This is a genomic window from Ferruginibacter sp., from assembly GCF_031430955.1.
Lineage (GTDB): Bacteria > Bacteroidota > Bacteroidia > Chitinophagales > Chitinophagaceae > Ferruginibacter.
Genome location: NZ_JANPCM010000679.1, coordinates 1 through 18,571, shown reverse-complemented (window position 1 = coordinate 18,571; position 18,571 = coordinate 1). Strand labels below are relative to the sequence as shown.

Below are 18,571 nucleotides of genomic sequence, written 5' to 3'. Positions count from 1 at the left end.
GAACGGAAATATCTTAACCAACTTTTAATAATAACCGATAATGAAAAAGTTTTTTAAAAATTTTTTTTTACTGCTTTTACTGGTATTTATAGTAATCCAGTTTTTCAGGCCTGCAAAAAATATAGCTGAAGGCATAAGTGCAAATGACATTACCACTAAATATGCTATTCCTCAAGATGTGCAGACTATTCTTAAAACAAGTTGCTACGATTGCCACAGCAATAACACGGCATACCCATGGTATAATAATATTCAGCCGGTTGCCTGGTGGCTGGCCGATCATATAAAAGATGCTAAGGCTGAATTAAACTTTTCTGAATTTGCATCTTATCGTATTGGTAGGCAATACAGAAAATTAGAGGAAATTAATAAAGAGGTTGAAGAGGGGGAAATGCCGCTGGAATCTTATACTTATTTGCACGGCAATGCTAAATTAAACCAGCAGCAAAAATTAAGTTTAACTAACTGGGCTACGGCTTTAAGAGACAGCATAAAAGTCCAATACCCCGAGGATAGTTTAAAACGGCCTAATAGCCCTCTGCCACCTCCATCAAAATAATGTATTAGATTTGTACCCTGCTTATGTTTAACAGAAAAAAAATACTGGCCTTTTCAATGCTGCTTGTGGTAGCAGCCCCGCTATTTTTTTTTATAGGTTTTACAGTTATACAAAAACAAATACAGCATGCAATGAAAGCAAAACTGGAGAGTGCTGTTTTGCAAACCGTTGTTTTAAAAAAGGCCGGTGTACAATGGCTTAAAAAAAATAAAGAGATTATTATTGATGGAAAATTATTCGACATAAAATCTTACACTACAGATGGTGAAAAAATAATTTTTACGGGCTTATTCGATCATGAAGAAAATAAATTAAAAAAAGAATTTGCCAATTTAGTGCATCAAGAAAAAGATGATGCTGCTCCACTTAACCGATTAATACTAAAATTTATTTTCGCTGCTGTTATCACTAAAAATGAAGAACCGGTGATTACATCCCCCAATAAAAATAATACAGCAGTTTATATCAACCATAATCAAAAGCCTGTAAGCCAATTTTTATCCGTATTTACGCCTCCGCCCAACGTTTAGTTTTATTGCCCTTTACTTAATCTGCACTTTTATATTTAATAAGTGTATAGCTGCTGTATATAATATTAGCAGCTCCTTCTTTTATCAAAACTAAACAAATGAAAAAAATATATTTAGCAGCAACAGCTTTATTATTGCTGCAAACTTTACAGGCACAAAAACCTGTTGTGGCCGCTGTAGATACTTCAAAAAAACAGGTTGAGCTGGAAGAAGTAGTAGTTTCATCAAGCAATTTTATTGAAAAGAAAAGGAATATTGCTCAAAAAATTGACATTATCTCTTCCAAAACAATTGCTCAAAATAATGCACAAAATACCGGCGACCTGTTAATTAATACCGGAAAAGTATTTGTACAAAAAAGCCAGCAGGGCGGCAGCAGCCCTGTGTTACGTGGCTTTGAGGCCAGCAGGGTTTTATTGGTTATTGATGGCGTAAGAATGAATAATGCCATTTACAGATCGGGGCATTTACAAAATGTAATAACCACCGATCAAAATTCTTTAAGCCGTGTAGAAGTAATGTACGGGCCATCATCAACAGTATATGGAAGCGATGCATTGGGAGGCACTATTCATTTAATTACTAAGACCCCCATTTTATCCGGCGATAAAAAATTTTTTACAACAGGTATAGGCTTTACCAGGTACAGCAGTGTAAATGATGAAAAAACTGTTCATGCCGATGCAAGCATTGGAGGTAAAAAATTCGCCTGGTTCCAGGCATATAATTACAGCGATTTTCGCGATTTAAAAATGGGCAGCAATTACAATAATAAGTATCCCAATTTTGGAAGAAGAACCCAATACATTGATCGGGTTAATGGCATAGATTCTGTATTAACCAACCCCGATGACAGGGTGCAAAAATTTTCGGGATATAAGCAATGGGATATTACCCAGAAATTTTTATTTAAACAAAATGAAAACATTACTCACTCTGTAAATTTTCAATTATCTAACACTAATAATGTACCCCGTTACGACCGCCTGCAGGATACCAAAAATTTTGGTGGCTCCATTGGCACCAAATTACGTTTTGCCGAATGGTATTATGGCCCTCAAAAAAGATTGATGGGTTATTATCAACTTAATGTTACCAACGCTGGTTTTTTTAATGAGCTTAAAGCAAATATTAATTATCAGGATATTGAGGAAAGCCGCCAAACAAGAGAATACAGGCGCTACGACAGATTTGACAGCCAGGTAGAAAAAGTAAAAGTATTTGGGGCAACCATAAGCGGACGAAGAATTATGGGTAATAACGAATTGGTAATTGGTGCAGATGTTCAGTTGAATGATGTAAGATCAAAAGCATCAAGAAAAAACTTAACCACAGGAGCTGTTACCAAATTAAATACACGATACCCCGATGGCAAAAACAAGATGAATAATTTTGGTGTTTATGCACAGCATACTTATAAATTTAAAAATACCAAATGGGTTTTAAATGATGGTTTCAGGTTCCAGGTAATTCGTTTAAAAAGTAATTTAGTGGATAATTCTTTTTTTAATTTACCCGATACTGCAGTTGTACAAAACAATATCGCTGTAACAGGCAATGCAGGAATAATTTACACCCCTCAGAAAAACACCATTCTCAGGGCTTCGTTTTCCTCTGGTTTTAGAACACCCAATATTGATGACCTGTCAAAAGTTTTTGAATCGAGTACTGCTGCAAAACAATTGGTAGTTCCCAATGCTGATTTAAAACCAGAGTACACTTATAATTTAGATTTATCCATCAACCAGCGTATTGCTAATAATATAAATGTTGAGTTAACCGGTTTTTACACTTTATTCAGCAATGCCATTGTAAAAGCCCCTTTTAAATTAAACGGACAGGATTCTGTAATTTACAATGGTGTAAACAGCCAGGTTTTAGCCAGTCAAAATGCAAACAAAGCAAGCTTATATGGTTTTACATTTGGCATAAATGCAACAATTATTTCTGGCTTAACATTTAACAGTACACTCAGTTATACAAAAGGCAGGTTTAAAACAGATAATTCAAAATCTTCTGTTGTTTATGAAAAACAAGCCAATGGCAACTACTCACTTATTAATAAAAATGTTTCCAGCAAGCCGTTAGATCATATTCCGCCGGTGATGGGTAAAACCAGCATTGCTTTTCAGCATAAAAAATTCAATACCGAATTTTACCTTTTATACAATGGCTGGAAATATTTAGACCAGTATAATGCCGATGGAGAAGATAATGCACAATATGCAACTGCAGATGGTATGCCGGCCTGGTTAACAGCCAACTTAAAGGGAAGTGTAAATTTTACAAAGAATATACAATTACAGGCTGGGGTAGAAAATATTTTTGACAAAAATTACAGGTATTTTGCTTCAGGGTTTTCTGCCGGCGGAAGAAATTTTATAATTGCATTGAGGGCAAACTGGTGAAAACGAGTAGCTAATCTATGGGAGAAGACAAATTAAAATTGAAGAATTAAGACCAGATATTCGTATCCGGTCTTTTCTTTATAATTGGGTATATCATTTTGCAAAAAGCTATAAATACATTACAGTAAAATTTTATACCCTGTTTTATCTGAGAGAAATATTGAGTTTTTTCTATAGTTTGTTAAAAGTTTCACTAATTTAACACTGCAAGCAGCAATTGTTTACAATAATTTGTCTTAAATTCACAGGGAAAACAAAGCACTAAATATGACGGAAGAGCTAATGCTAGCCGGATGTCTTAAAAATAATGCCGCAGCGCAAGAGGCATTGTACAACCGTTTCAGCCCACGGATGCTTGGGGTATGTTACAGGTTTGCAAAAAACAGGGAAGATGCGGAAGATATGCTGCAGGAGGGTTTTATAAAAATATTTACCCAAATGCATCAGTATAGAAATGAAGGTGCTTTAGAAGGATGGATAAGAAGGATTATTGTACATACCTGTATCAATAATCTTAAAAAACATAAAAAGTTCTCTGACAGTTTAGATATCATTCATGCACACAGTGTTTATATTAATGAAGAAATGATACCTTCTATTATGCAGGCAAAACAAGTGGTGGAATGTATAAGGATGTTACCGCTGGGTTACCGTACAGTACTTAACTTATATGCTATTGAAGGTTTTCCGCATAAAGACATTGCAGGCATGCTGGATATTGAGGAAAGCACCAGCCGCAGCCAGTACACAAGGGCAAAAGCTATGCTGGAAGAAATTTTAATAAGAAAAAAAATTATTCAAAAACCAAAAGAACGAATAAGGCTTGCTGCCTCAGGAACTCAGGGGTAAATTACAGCTTATAAAAATAATTTGTGAATTGCCAGTAACTAACAGCTTTTTGTGAACGATGGAAACAAATTTTTACAACGACGATTTTGAGCAACTGTTAAAGGAAAAGTCAGACGAATTCAGGATGTATCCTTCTAAACGGGTTTGGCACAGCATATATAACGACTTACATCCGGGGCGTAAATGGCCTTCTGTTGCGGTAAGCATGCTTTTAATTACTGCTTTATTTATGGCCGGTTACTGGAACAGTAATTACAGCAGCCCTGCTGCTAAAACATCAATTGCTGCAACAATACAAAAAAATACTACGGCGCCAGAAAATACTGATTCTAAAAACAATACTTCTTCAGCAACTTCTGACTTGGATCAAAATATTTCAGGTTCTTCATCTTTTGCTAATGTTGGTGTTTTGCAACCAAAAGTAAATACAAAAAATGTTGCTGCTGCAGTTAGATCAAATAATTTAGAAACTAATTTTTCGGCAACTGCAAATAATTCAGGTATCGAAAATGTTTTTACAGAAAATCAATCTTCTACTCACAATAATGAAACCTTTGAATTATTAATAAACACGAAAGGCTTAATTAATAAACCGGAAGAAAATGAAATAGCCAGCTTGCCCGAAAATAGTGATGAAGCAATAATTGCCCACGCTGATAATCTCCTTAAAAATTCGAACAACGATTTTATTACCACTATAGTAACAAACCCGGTAATTGATAAAGAAAATACTGAAGACGGCAATGCAGAAACCAAATCTTTAAAAGCAAATTCATTTACTGCAAAACAGCTTTCAACTGAGGATAAAGCATGGATGGAAAATTATGCGTTGCATAATAAATCTATGTATAAGAAATGGAAAGAACGCTCTACAGCAACATTTTTTATAACACCTAATGTTGGTTACCGTAAATTATACAACGATCCTAAATACAATGTAGCGCCTACCCCATCATCTTTCGCTATGGCAAGTTCTGGCACCAATGCTAACCAATCAGTAAATCAAAAACCGGGATTAGGTTTAGAGGCAGGTTTTAATTTTAATTATGCTCTTGCAAAAAATATCAGGTTTACGGCTGGTTTACAGGCCAATTATACCAGTTACGCTGCAATGGCAATTGAAACAAACCACCCTGTATCTACCACGTTAATGTTAATTGATCCTGCTACTGGTAATCCTTATTTGTACAACACGTCAGCAACTCTTGCCAATGCCGATGGCTTCAAAACTAAAAAAATTCATAACAAAACATACCAGGTTGCTTTACCAGTTGGCCTTGCGTTAAAACTTTATGGAAATGATAAATTAGAATGGTTTGCAGGTGCGGCTATTCAACCAACATTTGTACCGGGTGGTAAGGCTTATTTAATTTCGGCTGATAGAAAAAATTATGTAGCTGATGCGGCTGCTATACACAAATGGAATTTAAATACCGCTTTTGAAACCTATATCAATTATAAATTTGATGGCTTTACTTTACAGGCCGGGCCTCAGTTCCGCTACCAGTTATTATCTACTTACGATAAAAAATATACTGTAAAAGAAAACCTTTATAACATGGGTGTTAAAGTAGGTGTAGTAAAAAGTTTTTAATTTTTTACAGCCTTAAATTTTTGCAACAACTTCAGCAGTTGTTGCATTTTTATTTTTGGCATTAATGGGTTTTTGAATTACCGCCTATTACATTTAATTTTGAAATATGAAGCTATACTTTTTATTACTCTCCTCTGCATTGCTGTGTGCATGCGGTAATAACTCTTCAGAAATAAAACCAACACCAGTTAGTAAAGTTGAAGAAGAACCCGGTTTTTTCCCCGTTACATCTTATTTAAAAGGGCAATTGTATGATATAAAAGCAAAAGGTGTTACTCCAATAAAATACACTACCATTAACAACCGCACCGATTCGGTTATGGTAAAACTTGATAGTTTAAATATATTATGTAAAGAGTTTTTACAACCCGAAATTGATTCCACTAATCTTATCAATTTCTTTACCGAATCAAAATTTCTCGATCAAACTGTTGATGCATTTACATTTACTTACGATGCAAAAAAAAATATTCCGGATTCGATACAGCTTATACACTGGGATGTATATGTAGAACCTGAAACAAGTAAAGTAAGGCGGGTGTACATAACAAAAAAGGGTGACAGTAATAAAATACTGCAGTTAACCTGGCAAAGCAATCAATGGTTTAAGATAGTTACTATTATTTCTAATAAAGATGGCACATCAACTGTTGAAAAAGAAGAAAAAATTTCGTGGGATTATTAATTACAAATGACACAACAAGAGTTTTCGGCAATTGCTTCTACTATACCTGCACAACCCGGTATTTATAAATATTACGGTGCCGCCAGCGAATTATTGTATGTTGGTAAAGCCAAACATTTACGCAAAAGAGTAAGTTCCTATTTTTCTAAAACATTTACCAGTTACAAAACACACGAGCTGGTTAACCGCATCCACCACATAGAATTTACTATTGTTAACAGCGAGCAGGACGCTTTTCTTTTAGAGAATACTTTGATAAAAGAGTTTCAGCCAAAATTTAATATCAATCTTAAGGATGATAAAAGCTATCCATTTATTGTTATAAAAAAAGAACCTTTTCCAAGAGTGTTTTTTACCCGGAGAAAAATAAATGACGGCTCTAAATATTTTGGCCCTTATACTTCTGTAGTTAAAGTAAAAGAGTTGTTGGATTTTATAAAACAAAATATTTTGTTACGTACCTGCAAACTAAACCTTACAGAAAATAATATTAAAAAGGGAAAATTTAAAGTTTGTTTAGAATATCATTTGGGTAATTGCAAAGGCCCCTGCGAAGGTTTACAAAAAGCAGATGATTACAACGAAGAATTAAATCAACTGGCCAATCTTTTAAAAGGAAACCTGTCCTCTGTAATTCAGCATTTTAAAAAAGAAATGAAAGTGCATGCTGAAAAAATGGAGTTTGAAAAGGCGCTTATCTACCAAAAAAGAATAGAACACCTGCAAAATTACCAGTCAAAATCGGCTGTAGTAAATACAAAAATGGGTACTGTGGATGTATTTTCTATTATGGAAGATGGAAATATTGCTTACATCAATTACCTGGCCGTTAGCAATGGCGCCATTGTACAAACAAAAACAATTATACTCGAAAAAAAATTAGAAGAAACTGCCGCCGAAGTGCTGGCATTTGGTATAGCGCAATTACGCAGCACTTTTGCCAGCGAAGCAAAAGAAATTATTGTACCGTTTGAAATTGAATACCCCGAACCCGGCACAGAAATAACAATACCCAAGGGCGGCGACAGAAAAAAATTATTAGAACTGAGTGAAAAAAATGTAAACTTTTTTAAAGAAGATCTGAGAAGAAATAAAATGCTCCATCTGGAAGAAAAGACTACAGATGAAAAACTGCAGGTTTTACTTTTATTACAAAAAGATTTACAGTTACAGCAATTGCCCACCCATATTGAATGTTTTGATAACTCAAATTTTCAGGGGAGTTACCCGGTATCTGCAATGGTATGTTTTATTAACGGGCAACCTGTAAAAGCCGAATACAGAAGATTTAAAGTAAAGACGGTAACAGGCATCAATGACTTTGCCTCGATGACTGAAGTTGTTTACCGGCGCTATAAACGCTTGTTAGATGAAAACAAACCTTTGCCCCAGTTAGTTATTATTGATGGCGGTAAAGGCCAGTTAAGTGCTGCAATGCAAAGCATAAATACATTAAGAGGTCAAGACGGCTATGATCCGTCAGACCCCTTAAGACAAATAACCATTGTTGGCCTTGCAAAAAATGAGGAAGAAATATTTTTTCCCGGTGACACACAATCTATAAAATTGCCGTGGGACAGTGAGAGCCTTAAATTAATACGGCGTATAAGAGATGAAGTGCATAACCACGGCATTACTTTTCACCGAAACCTGCGGAGCAAAGGCACATTTAAAAACGAACTGGAACAGATAAAAGGCATTGGCAATGCCACAGCCGATTTACTTTTAAAAGAATTTAAATCGGTAAAAAATATAAAGCTGCAAACAGAAGAGGATTTAATAAAATTAGTGGGCAAAGCAAAAACAAAAATAGTAATAGACTATTTTAAAGCTGCTGCTTTATAAACCTCACAGGTTTTGCAATACCATTATTACCTAAAAACTTTCGTTACCAAAAAGATTCAAAATTTTAATTCTCTGCATAAACCTGACCGGTTTTGGGGCTGGCTAAAAAAACAAGGGGGCTGGATGGAAATCCTGCCCCGTTTTAAAATCCAATATCCTATGAAAAACCGAGACAAATATACACCGCTGTGTAATCATAAAATATACCCTCTTAGTGGTATTTTTTAACGTAATGATTATTTAATACAGAAAAGTTGCCGAAAATTTTGAGTGAAGTATGTAAGGATAGAAAAAGTTAGACTGGCTTAAAAAAACAAGGGGGCTGGATGGAAATCCTGCCCCGTTTTAAAATCCAATATCCTATGAAAAACCGAAACAAATATACATTGCTGTTTAGTTACAAAAAATACCCTTATCGTGGTATTTTTTAAAAGGCGGGTTTTATACCAATTGGACATTGAAAATACAATGTAAGCCTGAGCTTGTCGAAGGCGGTTTGACTCTTGCACCCGGTTTCGACAAGCTCAACCTGACATTTTTTACCAGGTAGATTAAATGTCCAATTGGTATTAGTTAGCAAACGGCGCATAAAATACAAAGCCCCCGAAAATCGGGGGCCTGTAAAATATATTTTTAAATACCTGTCTTAGTAACTCCACAAATCCTGCTCGTAGTTAAATATTTTTTCTTTAATATTTTCACCTTCAAGCAATTGAAGAATTGGTTTGTCGCCTAATCCGCCATAATTTTTAATAAAATAATCATTTGGATTATCGATTGTACTTTTAATTATACGGCCATAAAACATACGGCTTTCAAATAATTCTTCCCAACTCATACGGGCTCCAAAGTTTTTGCCATTATATACCTCGTATTTGGCAAATATTGGACGCATATCCGGATAGTAAACCCAGAATAATTCTGTTGGCCCTAAATTAACCCCTAATGATGTTGTAATATTTTTTACAGGAGCAATACCTAATATCCTCCAAAATAAACGAGAACTTTCTTTATCAAAAATAACTTCCTCTTTTATATGAAAAGTATAAAATGAATCCAGGTTAATATCATTACGTTGATAAACAACTCCTATAAGTTCTCCCTTCTCATTATATTTTTGAACAGGAACTGAATCGCCTGCTACTTTTTGAGATACCTGAGATACATTTAATGGAGTGGTGAATCTGTCGTCAATAGCATCAAAAACAGTTACAGCGCTATCCTGTATTGCTTTAAATAATATTGAAATAAAACGTTGATTACCATTATTTTCATCCGCAGAATACCTAAAGGGTAAATTCAATTTCTCCCTTGTATCTATTTCACGCCATATTTTATGGCGAAATAATGCATCGTCTGCACGTAAATTTTCATAAGGCAGCGGTGTTCTGTCTCTTAAACTTGACGTTTCTACTGCCTCATCCGGACGCAAAGAAGGCAATACCATTTTAAGAGGTAAGCTGTCTTTTAAAGGTGCCGCAACTACTACAGCTTTTGCTACAGTATCTGCTGTAGCGGTAGTCGGTTTTATTTTCGCTTTAGTTTTGGTTTTAGCGGTTTTTTTGGTAGTTGTTCGCTTTACTGCAGTACGACCCTTTTTTTGAGCTTCAGCTGCATTAACAAATAACCCTAAACAGATTACCAGAAAAAAATATTTAACAAAGTGCTTTTTCATAGCTTTTATAATTATTACGATTAATATAACGCAATTGATTTACCATCTATTGTCCTGGATCCGTCCGGACCAGTTACTTTAACATTATCGAAAGAGATAACAGAACCTGGGCCACATCTTGCCATAAGTGCTTTAATTGCCCCAAGATTATTACTTGTTATACTTGCCGTTTGTACATTAGGAAAATTAGCTCCTGAGAAATATACGGTTGCACTGGTAATGTTATATTGAGTAGCAAAATCAAAGTTTTCCAATTCTGCCCTGCAAAAATCCTGAGATTTAAAAGCAACTGACGGCATTCTTATTTTACCATCTCCCACTTTAAATACAGGATCTGGTATTCGTTTAATTCTAAAGTCAAACTTACTACTCTTTCCATCAGCACTTATTGTTATACTGCAATTGCCTGGAGAAGATACTCTTACTGTTCTGTTAGGACTTGATTGAGAACCGCTAACATTACATCCCGTACCTACCACATTTGTCTTCTCTAAACCAGAACCAGATGAAACAGTTATTGGATTATCAACACCAATATAAAATACATTCATTTTATCAAGCATTACTGCTGCACCACCCGGTGTACCTACTACATACTCCACCTTTTGATTAATTGGAACTGGTTTACCATCTTCACCGGTAAATGTACCTGTAATTTGTATCGTATGAGGACCGCCGCCACTTACGGTTGTTTTATATTCTGTTTGACCATTTACCAATTGTGATGTAGAACCATTTATTGTAAGTGAACCTTTAGATGAAGAACTATATGCACCCACACCTGCTTTTACCACTAACTCTTGTCCTGGCATTAAATAGTTGGAGCTTTGACCAACCAAAATTCCTACCTGATCCATATGCACTTCTACCGCACCAATTTTACCATGGCAAAAAGTTACTATTTGGTTCTCTGCATTCTTAACATTGTTTTGAAATTTACTCAACATGGTTAATGCTGCAATTGTAGGTGTCATATGAAAATAGCCTTGGGTAAAATCTTTTTTTCCACCCTCCTGGCTTTGTACAGGATCGGTATTTACAGGAAAAGTAGCTTCAAATTGTTGTTTAATTTCCGGGTGAAGCGCAAGGATTTTAACTTTATAATCATCCAATTTTGCTTTTAATTCAACTCCTTTGCCATTTGTTTCAAACAAACGTGTAGAGGCATCAAGTCCATCAAGTTTAAAATCTTTTACCATTTTACCATCTTTTTCCACCATTCTTAAACCTGAACCTTTTTCCAGATCATCTTTTAATCCTTCGATATAAGTATCAACTTCTGCCGAAAGTTGTTTGGCTTTTTGGGCTAAGGGTTGCCATTCTGCAGCTTGCTTTGCGCTTTCGGGCTTTGTTAATTTATCAGTTAACGATTTATAAAGTACATCATTCGACGCTTTAATATTTGAGCTTGAATTATCCAAACTAGTTCTTACCGTTTTGAAGGCTTCGATAACTTCTGCCGAAACGTTTAGCGCCAAAATCGCTGTCAATACCAAGTACATGATATTGATCATCTTTTGCCGGGGCTCTTTAGGTAAAGCCATAATATTTTAATTTACGGGGGTTGTTAAGTTAAAATGTTGTTTTCTTTTTAATTTGGGTTTAGGCGTTTAGGGTTTAGGCGTTTAGTGAGTACACTAACACAACTTGCAAACCAAAAACTATAAACCATAACTATTTATCTGCCCTGCATTGCGCTAAGCATGTTGCCATATACCGAGTTTAATTTACCCAGGTTATTAGCTAAAGCGCCAATTTGCTCTTTTGCCTTTGTAGCATCATCCACACTGGCCATCATTGTTGCACTGGCTTCGTTAAGCTTACCGTAGAAATTATTTAAAGATTTCAAATGGTTGTTGGCTTCTTTCAATTCAAGCTCGTAAATAGTATTTAATGAACCTAAATTTTTAGTAAGGCCCTGTACCTGCTCGTGAAAACCTTTTGCAGCTTCAGAAGCATTGTTAAAAGAAGACATTGAAGCAGCACTTGCTGTAAACGCACTACTCATGTTACCTATTGCTACAGTTGCTTCTTTTGTTTTAGCACCAAAATCGCTGGTGTTCTTTACTACATCACTTACATCGGCAATGTTGGCTACTGAGCCCTGTAATTTATTAAAGCTTTCGCCTAATTTTTTTAAGTTAGATGGATTGATCTCGGCATCCTGCATCATTTTATCCATAGATAATAATGGGTTGCTGCTTGCCACTGCCACTTCAGGAATATCGTCGTCTTCTTCGTGATGTTTTGGTTTGATCCATTCAATTGCGGCATATATTAAGAAGATGCCGGTTTCTGTCCACATACCAACTGTAAGCAGCACATCTGCATAAGCCTGGTGAGTTAATTTTGCCCATGCTGCAAAAATGATTACTGCGGCACCTGCACTTACCAATACATCAATTAGAGTTAGGAAGGTTCTTTTTTTGTACTTAGCCATGACGTTTTAAATTTTAAAGTTTTAACTGGGGGTTATTTATAGATTGAATTATACAAAAGTTTATAAAATGCCCGTAATTTTTATTATCACGGGCAGCCTCAATAAGTTTTTAATTTTGGAAATGTTTTTTACTTTTTGCCTTTTTTAGGAGCCGGAGGCAAATCAATCACACAACGGAACCCAATGTACGATTTAGCTGTATCCTGGTATTCGTAATTACGTGTACCGCATCTTAATAATGCGCCTACATCTTTCCAGCTTCCTCCACGTAATACCTTGCGTTTGTCACGGGGCTTATCTGTTTCTTTAGCGTTGTATCTGATATCGGGGTTTAAATCGTGTTGAAAGTTATAAGCCCCTTCGTAATATAAAGATGATGTCCATTCTGCAACATTACCTGCCATATTATACAAACCAAAATCGTTAGGCCAGTAGGCATCAGCTCTTACTGTATATAACCCACCATCTTCCGGATAGTTACCACGGCCTGGTTTAAAGTTGGCTAACAAACAGCCTTTTTTATTTCTAAGATAATATCCACCCCAGGGGTAAGATGCCTGGCTTCTTCCGCCACGTGCTGCATATTCCCATTGAGCTTCTGTTGGTAAACGAAAATCTGATTCTGCATTTTTTTTCTTTCCTTCTAAGAAAGCATTAAGAAAATGAGTCCTCCATTCGCAAAAAGCTGTAGCCTGTTTCCAGCTTACACCTACTACAGGATAATTTCCAAAAGCAGGGTGGCTGTAATATTGCTTACTCATTGGCTCGTTATAAGAGTAGGAAAAATCTCTTATCCAGCAAAGTGTATCAGGATAAACTTTAACCGGCTTTTTAATCATATATGTAGAACGTGGAATAGTTGCATCCCTGTTCATAGCTGCGGCTTTGTAATCAAAAGTTTCTGACTGGTACTCTATTTTAGTAGCGTCAATTTCTTTTTTACCAAATATGCGGTTATCAGGAGTAACGATCATGGCATCAATTTTTTCTAAAGTTGCCTTATCGCCCCATTTAATTGTTTTAATTCTTTTCCAGTCAAGATAGGTATTACCATCAGTGCCTTGTTTTTCAAAGCCCATTAAATGACCGGCAATTGAATCTCTTACCCAATGGGTAAACTGGCGGTATTCGTTGTTGGTAATTTCTGTAGCATCCATCCAAAAGCCGCTAATAGAAACTGATTTGTTCCGGGCTGTGTAGGCATAGCTAACATCTTCATCGCTTGGGCCCATGTGAAAGGTACCTGGATTGATGTACACCATTCCGGGAGGTTTTGGCAAACTCCATCTTGATGCAGGTGCAACACCATGTAACTGACCATCGTTGGGTAGTGACCCGCCGGATTTGTTTTTTCCACCAAGCATTTTACAGCTTGCAGAAGTTGATGCGATAGCGACTACAGCTATCATGCAGAACAGATTGTTCTTCATTGTTTTTAACTTTGAGGGTGATAAGCAAATGTAACGATTATTTTGAATTATCATCGTTTTACAACTGTTTCCCGGATTAAATTTTTAAACAAAATATGATCCCAAAAATCATAAACGACAGAAAAAATCAAATATTGTGATTATTGCTTAAATTTTATTCTTCTTTAATCTGTTTAACTAATTCTTCAATATTGAAAACGGGTGTTTTGCAGCTATATTGTCTGCATAGGAAAATAAGTGTACCGGCAGTAACATTTTTACCTTTTAACATAGGAAAACTACTATTTTCATTTAATGCCGACTGTAAAATTTTACCGGGTAAATACTTTGTTAAAAGTTCATTTCTTAATCCGTAAAAATCCCTGCCCACAATTACCAACTCATTTATGCCAAACGTATTTTTTAATAATAAGGATGCCCAAACACCAAAAGATGTTGGATAACGTACAATTGCTGTGCCAAGTGATGTGGTAATTTTTTGGGCAATGTTATACCAATTGCTTTTATTAAAAATTACTGACAAATAAAATAAGTTTTCGGCCATAACACTATTGCCCGATGGCGTGGCACCATCATACACTTCTTTCTTACGTATAATTATATCGTTCTGGTTTTTATTAGTGAAATAAAAGAAATTGGTTTCTTCATCCATAAAGTTTTCTATTACAAAAAGGGTAATTTCTTTTGCTGTGTCAAGATAAGATGTATCAGAAGTAATTTCCTGCAACTGGATGCAGGCCTGTATCAGGTAAGCATAATCATCTAAAAAGGCCGGGTACTTTGCAAGTCCTTCTTTATAGGTATGAAAAAGCTGAAAACTAAAATTATTTTCCCTGAATTTTTCCAGGATGAAATGCATAGTTTTTTCTGCAAGGGCTTTATACCCTTCATCTTTTAAAGCGGCGGCGGCTTTGCATAATGCAGTTATCATTAAAGCATTCCAGCCCAGCAAAATTTTGTCATCTGTTATGGGCCTGATTCTTTTGCCTCTTTCTGCTAATAATTTTTCAAGGCAGCTGCTGAGGATAATTTCGAGTTTGCTTTGGGTAATATTTTTCTCGGCAGCAAAATTTTCCCTGTTTTTTAAAATGCGAAGTATATTTTTTTCTTCCCAGTTGCCCTTATCAGCTACATCATAAAATTCACAAAATATTTTTGCATCATCTTTTAAAATAGTTTCAATTTCAGTTTTATCCCACACATAGAATTTACCCTCTACTCCTTCGCTGTCGGCACCCAATGCCGAATAAAAGCCTCCTTCACTATCCATTAATTCTCTTTGTACAAAAGCAATAGTTTTTCTAATAGGCTGTTCGTATTTTTTATCGTTTGTAATTTTAAAGGCATCGCAAATTACATTCAGCAGTAAAGCATTATCGTACAGCATTTTTTCAAAATGGGGCGCCAGCCATTCCCTATCGGTACTGTACCGGGCAAAGCCGCCGCCTGCATGATCGTAAATTCCACCCTCCATCATTTTATCAATAGAAAGAAGCGCCTGTTGTAAAGATTCTTTATGGCCAGTATAATAATTATATTCTAAAAGATATTGAATAGTAAATGTTTGAGGAAATTTTGGCGCTTTACCAAAACCTCCCCACTCCTTGTCTGCCTGCTTCAAAATATTTTCTGCAATACTTTCACAATTTTCTTTTGTAAAAAAATTATCGTTTAAAGTAGATAATGTTTGCCCAAAATTGTTAGCTTTTTGCAAATGAGCAATCATGTTTTCGGCCTGCGATTCTATTTCATCTTTTCTTTCGGTCCATGCCAGTGTTAATGCAGTTAAAACATCCGTCCAGGAAGTACGGTTAAACGCTTTTACAGGAGGGAAATAAGTGCCACCATAAAAAGGTTTGCAATCAGGCGTTAAAAAAACATTTAAGGGCCAACCGCCGCTCCCGGTAAGGGCCTGTACGGCATCCATATAAATGTGATCCAGGTCGGGCCGCTCTTCCCTGTCAATTTTAATGTTGATGAAATTTTCATTCATCTGCTTTGCTACTGTTTCATTTTCAAAACTTTCTTTTTCCATTACGTGGCACCAGTGACAGGCTGCATACCCAATGCTAACCAGTATTAATTTGTTTTCGGTTTTTGCTTTTTGCAGGGCCTCATCGCCCCATGCATACCAATCAACAGGGTTGTGTGCATGCTGTAAAAGATAAGGGCTGTTTTCGTTAATTAAACGGTTGGTAAATTGATGGGGCATTGAAAAGATTTATATATATTATTATACGATTGCACTTGCAAATATCATTCTTAAAATATTTACTTAAAGATGTTACTAAAAGAAAAGAGGCTATTTGCATAACCTCTTTTACTTTATATTGTTTGTGCGCTATTTCTTTTTGTAAGATGAAAGATATAATTCCAAAGCACTAACCATACTTGGTGCCTTGGGTTGTGGTGCTTTTATATCGGGGATTAAGCCGGCATCTTCTGCAGCTTTAAGTGTATTGGCTCCAAATGCGCCAATTTTTGTACCGTTTTGTTTAAACTTAGGGAAGTTTTCTAAAAGACTTTTAACACCGCCAGGTGTAAAAAAACAAATTACATCGTAATTTCTTTCCACCACTTCTTTAACATCGTTACTTATTATTCTGTATAAAACAGGGTTGGCATATTCGCAATTATTTGCTTTTAGCCAGTTGGTTATCTCACTATCGAAAGATTCGGAACAGGGGTAAAGGAACTTTTCGTTATCCTTATGCTTATTAATAACATCAAAAAGGCTTTTGTTGGAACCATCTGCACCATAAAAAACCTTTCTTTTTCTGTATAAAATAAACTTTTGTAAATAAAGGGCTACCGCTTCGGTAATGCAAAAATATTTGGTATCCTGAGAAATATTGATTTTCATTTCGTGACAGATACGGAAGAAATGATCAATGGCGTGCCTGCTGGTAAATATTACTGCGGAGTACGTTACAATATCAATTTTCTGCTTTCGGAATTCTTTAGCAATAATACCATCCACAACTATAAAAGGGTGGAAATCAAGAGTTATGCTGTGCTTTTTAGCCAGATCAAAATACGGAGACTTTTCGCCTTCGGGCTTTGGCTGGGTAATAAGTATCTTTTTAACTCTGTTAGCCGAATGATCTGATTTTGTGGAACCGTTTTTAACCATACTTAAAGGGAAAATGGTTTTACAAAACTACATGTTTTTACTCAAAAAAAGCACTACCCATTTGTAAACCAGCAAAAGAGGTATTATTTCTACCCCGGTGAGGTACAAAAAAAAGTGAAACCTACTGACTTTTAACTGACTTTGCAACAGGCTGTAAGAGCGGAAGAAACGTAAAAAAAGTAAAAGACCAATAATAAGGAGTGAAACAAATGCGCTGGTAATTGCAATTTCAGTTTGGGCAAAAGCCATCAACAGTGTAAATGGAATTAAAACAACGCCGATAATTTTGCAGATTAAGAAAATAATAAAAATATAGGTATCTGTTGATTCCCTGTAGCCCGTAACCCAACCCGTAAATTTAAGTGTGCTGAACTTTACCAGGTAAACGAATGCTAAAATTAAAATGCATGCCCCTAATATTGACCATTTATACTGGCTGCTTATTATCTTATATTGTATCAAAAGAAAAAAAATATAGATACCTGCGCTTAGTATAAAAAATATATTAAAGAAGAGCGACGGCAGTTTGGCCTGGAGTAATTGATCGGTAAGCTGGCTTTGCCGCAAAGAAGTATTAAAGAAAACCCTGAAGAGATTTGTAAAATAGCGGTCAAAGAAAAATTTAATTAACGCCATCAATAAAACCAGCCCGGCGAGTAAATAAAATACTATATCGTTTGATTGTGGCTTTTTTATTTTTACGGCCATCAAAACTGGCGTTCCCTTACTGTTTAAAAAGTTGTTCTGTTTTAATATTGCCTCTATTGCAGCATTGTACCGGTTAACCGGAGCCTGCACCACAAGATTTTGTGCACTATCTTTTTGTACAGTAATTGTATCAGAGGTTTGTGCACAAACCAATAGTGGCACCAAAAAATTACAACAGAAAAAAAATAATACCTTTTTTATCAAACTGAATATTTTTGCAAAAGTAAATGGAGTAAAGCAGATTTATCAAAAGTAATTAACATAACCCAGGTGTAATTTTTGAGATTGCCTGATGTTGAACTTTACATCGTCTCTTTTACCAACAGCGTAACTAACATTTAATAAGCCCAGTTTGGTTTCTAAAGCAATACCAATACCGCTTGAAATAAAATTATTATTAAGGTTGATATTCTGGTATTTATTTTTAACAATAGCGCCATCAGCAAAACCAAAAAAGTAAGAATTTAAACTAACCCTTATACGGTATTCGGCTGTAGCCACTGCATATTGAGTGGCATAAATACTTTCTTCATCAAACCCACGCAGCAGCCTGTAGCCGCCAATTTGAAACAGCTCGTTTCTAAATATATTCTGACTGTTGAAGATGCCTGCGTTAACTGCAGTTTTAAAAGTTGACTGTTTGCCCACAGGAAAATAGTGTGCTGCAGATAATTTTATTCTTAACTGGTAAGAACGTTCTTTTAGCGAATCGTAA

15 protein-coding genes are annotated in these 18,571 nt (G+C 35.6%); 7 read left to right on the top strand and 8 right to left on the bottom strand.

The features are described from left to right. The first annotated feature begins 40 nt into the window (after positions 1-40). The 7 genes from ACY65O_RS19440 to uvrC all read left to right on the top strand — a co-directional run bounded on the left by ACY65O_RS19440 (position 41) and on the right by uvrC (position 8,470). Entirely contained in the window at positions 41-559 is a 519-nt protein-coding gene (locus ACY65O_RS19440) for a heme-binding domain-containing protein (protein ID WP_462222518.1), read from the top strand. 56 nt (positions 560-615) lie between these two features. Beyond that, positions 616-1,089, top strand: a complete 474-nt coding sequence (locus ACY65O_RS19435; protein ID WP_462222517.1) for a hypothetical protein — start codon at positions 616-618, stop codon at positions 1,087-1,089. 98 nt (positions 1,090-1,187) lie between these two features. After that, complete coding sequence (locus ACY65O_RS19430; RefSeq protein ID WP_462222516.1) at positions 1,188-3,497, top strand: TonB-dependent receptor; 2,310 nt, start codon at positions 1,188-1,190, stop codon at positions 3,495-3,497. Positions 3,498-3,764: 267 nt separating this feature from the next. Beyond that, positions 3,765-4,346 carry an RNA polymerase sigma factor gene (locus tag ACY65O_RS19425; protein ID WP_462222515.1) on the top strand — a complete coding sequence of 194 codons (582 nt, stop codon included), beginning with the start codon at positions 3,765-3,767 and terminating at the stop codon, positions 4,344-4,346. A 58-nt stretch (positions 4,347-4,404) separates the two neighbouring features. Then, positions 4,405-5,940, top strand: coding sequence for a hypothetical protein (locus ACY65O_RS19420; protein ID WP_462222514.1), 1,536 nt, complete (start codon positions 4,405-4,407; stop codon positions 5,938-5,940). Between the two features lie 106 nt (positions 5,941-6,046). Beyond that, positions 6,047-6,625, top strand: a complete 579-nt coding sequence (locus ACY65O_RS19415; protein WP_462222513.1) for a hypothetical protein — start codon at positions 6,047-6,049, stop codon at positions 6,623-6,625. 6 nt (positions 6,626-6,631) lie between these two features. Continuing rightward, on the top strand, positions 6,632-8,470 hold the full coding sequence (gene uvrC / locus ACY65O_RS19410; protein WP_462222512.1) for an excinuclease ABC subunit UvrC: 1,839 nt from the start codon (positions 6,632-6,634) through the stop codon (positions 8,468-8,470). A gap of 646 nt (positions 8,471-9,116) precedes the next feature. On the opposite strand, the gene porN is transcribed toward uvrC, so the two are convergent. The 8 genes from porN to ACY65O_RS19370 form a co-directional block, all read right to left on the bottom strand. Further along, the gene (porN, locus tag ACY65O_RS19405) at positions 9,117-10,145 is read right to left on the bottom strand and encodes a type IX secretion system ring subunit PorN/GldN (protein ID WP_462222511.1); all 1,029 of its coding nucleotides are present in this window, start codon (positions 10,143-10,145) and stop codon (positions 9,117-9,119) included. 20 nt (positions 10,146-10,165) lie between these two features. After that, the gene (gene porM / locus ACY65O_RS19400; protein ID WP_462222510.1) at positions 10,166-11,689 is read right to left on the bottom strand and encodes a type IX secretion system motor protein PorM/GldM; all 1,524 of its coding nucleotides are present in this window, start codon (positions 11,687-11,689) and stop codon (positions 10,166-10,168) included. A gap of 134 nt (positions 11,690-11,823) precedes the next feature. Further along, positions 11,824-12,585 carry a type IX secretion system motor protein PorL/GldL gene (gene porL, locus ACY65O_RS19395; RefSeq protein ID WP_462222509.1) on the bottom strand — a complete coding sequence of 254 codons (762 nt, stop codon included), beginning with the start codon at positions 12,583-12,585 and terminating at the stop codon, positions 11,824-11,826. Between the two features lie 128 nt (positions 12,586-12,713). Beyond that, complete coding sequence (porK, locus tag ACY65O_RS19390) at positions 12,714-14,015, bottom strand: T9SS ring complex lipoprotein PorK/GldK (RefSeq protein WP_462222508.1); 1,302 nt, start codon at positions 14,013-14,015, stop codon at positions 12,714-12,716. Between the two features lie 154 nt (positions 14,016-14,169). Continuing rightward, a complete protein-coding gene (locus tag ACY65O_RS19385; RefSeq protein ID WP_462222507.1) occupies positions 14,170-16,227 on the bottom strand; it encodes a thioredoxin domain-containing protein in 2,058 nt (685 codons plus the stop codon). Positions 16,228-16,356: 129 nt separating this feature from the next. Next, a complete protein-coding gene (locus ACY65O_RS19380; RefSeq protein ID WP_462222506.1) occupies positions 16,357-17,148 on the bottom strand; it encodes a uroporphyrinogen-III synthase in 792 nt (263 codons plus the stop codon). A gap of 27 nt (positions 17,149-17,175) precedes the next feature. Then, a complete protein-coding gene (locus tag ACY65O_RS19375; protein ID WP_462222519.1) occupies positions 17,176-18,018 on the bottom strand; it encodes a DUF4271 domain-containing protein in 843 nt (280 codons plus the stop codon). An 84-nt stretch (positions 18,019-18,102) separates the two neighbouring features. Continuing rightward, a partial coding sequence (locus ACY65O_RS19370; protein WP_462222505.1) for a BamA/TamA family outer membrane protein occupies positions 18,103-18,571 on the bottom strand: 469 nt, incomplete at its 5' end.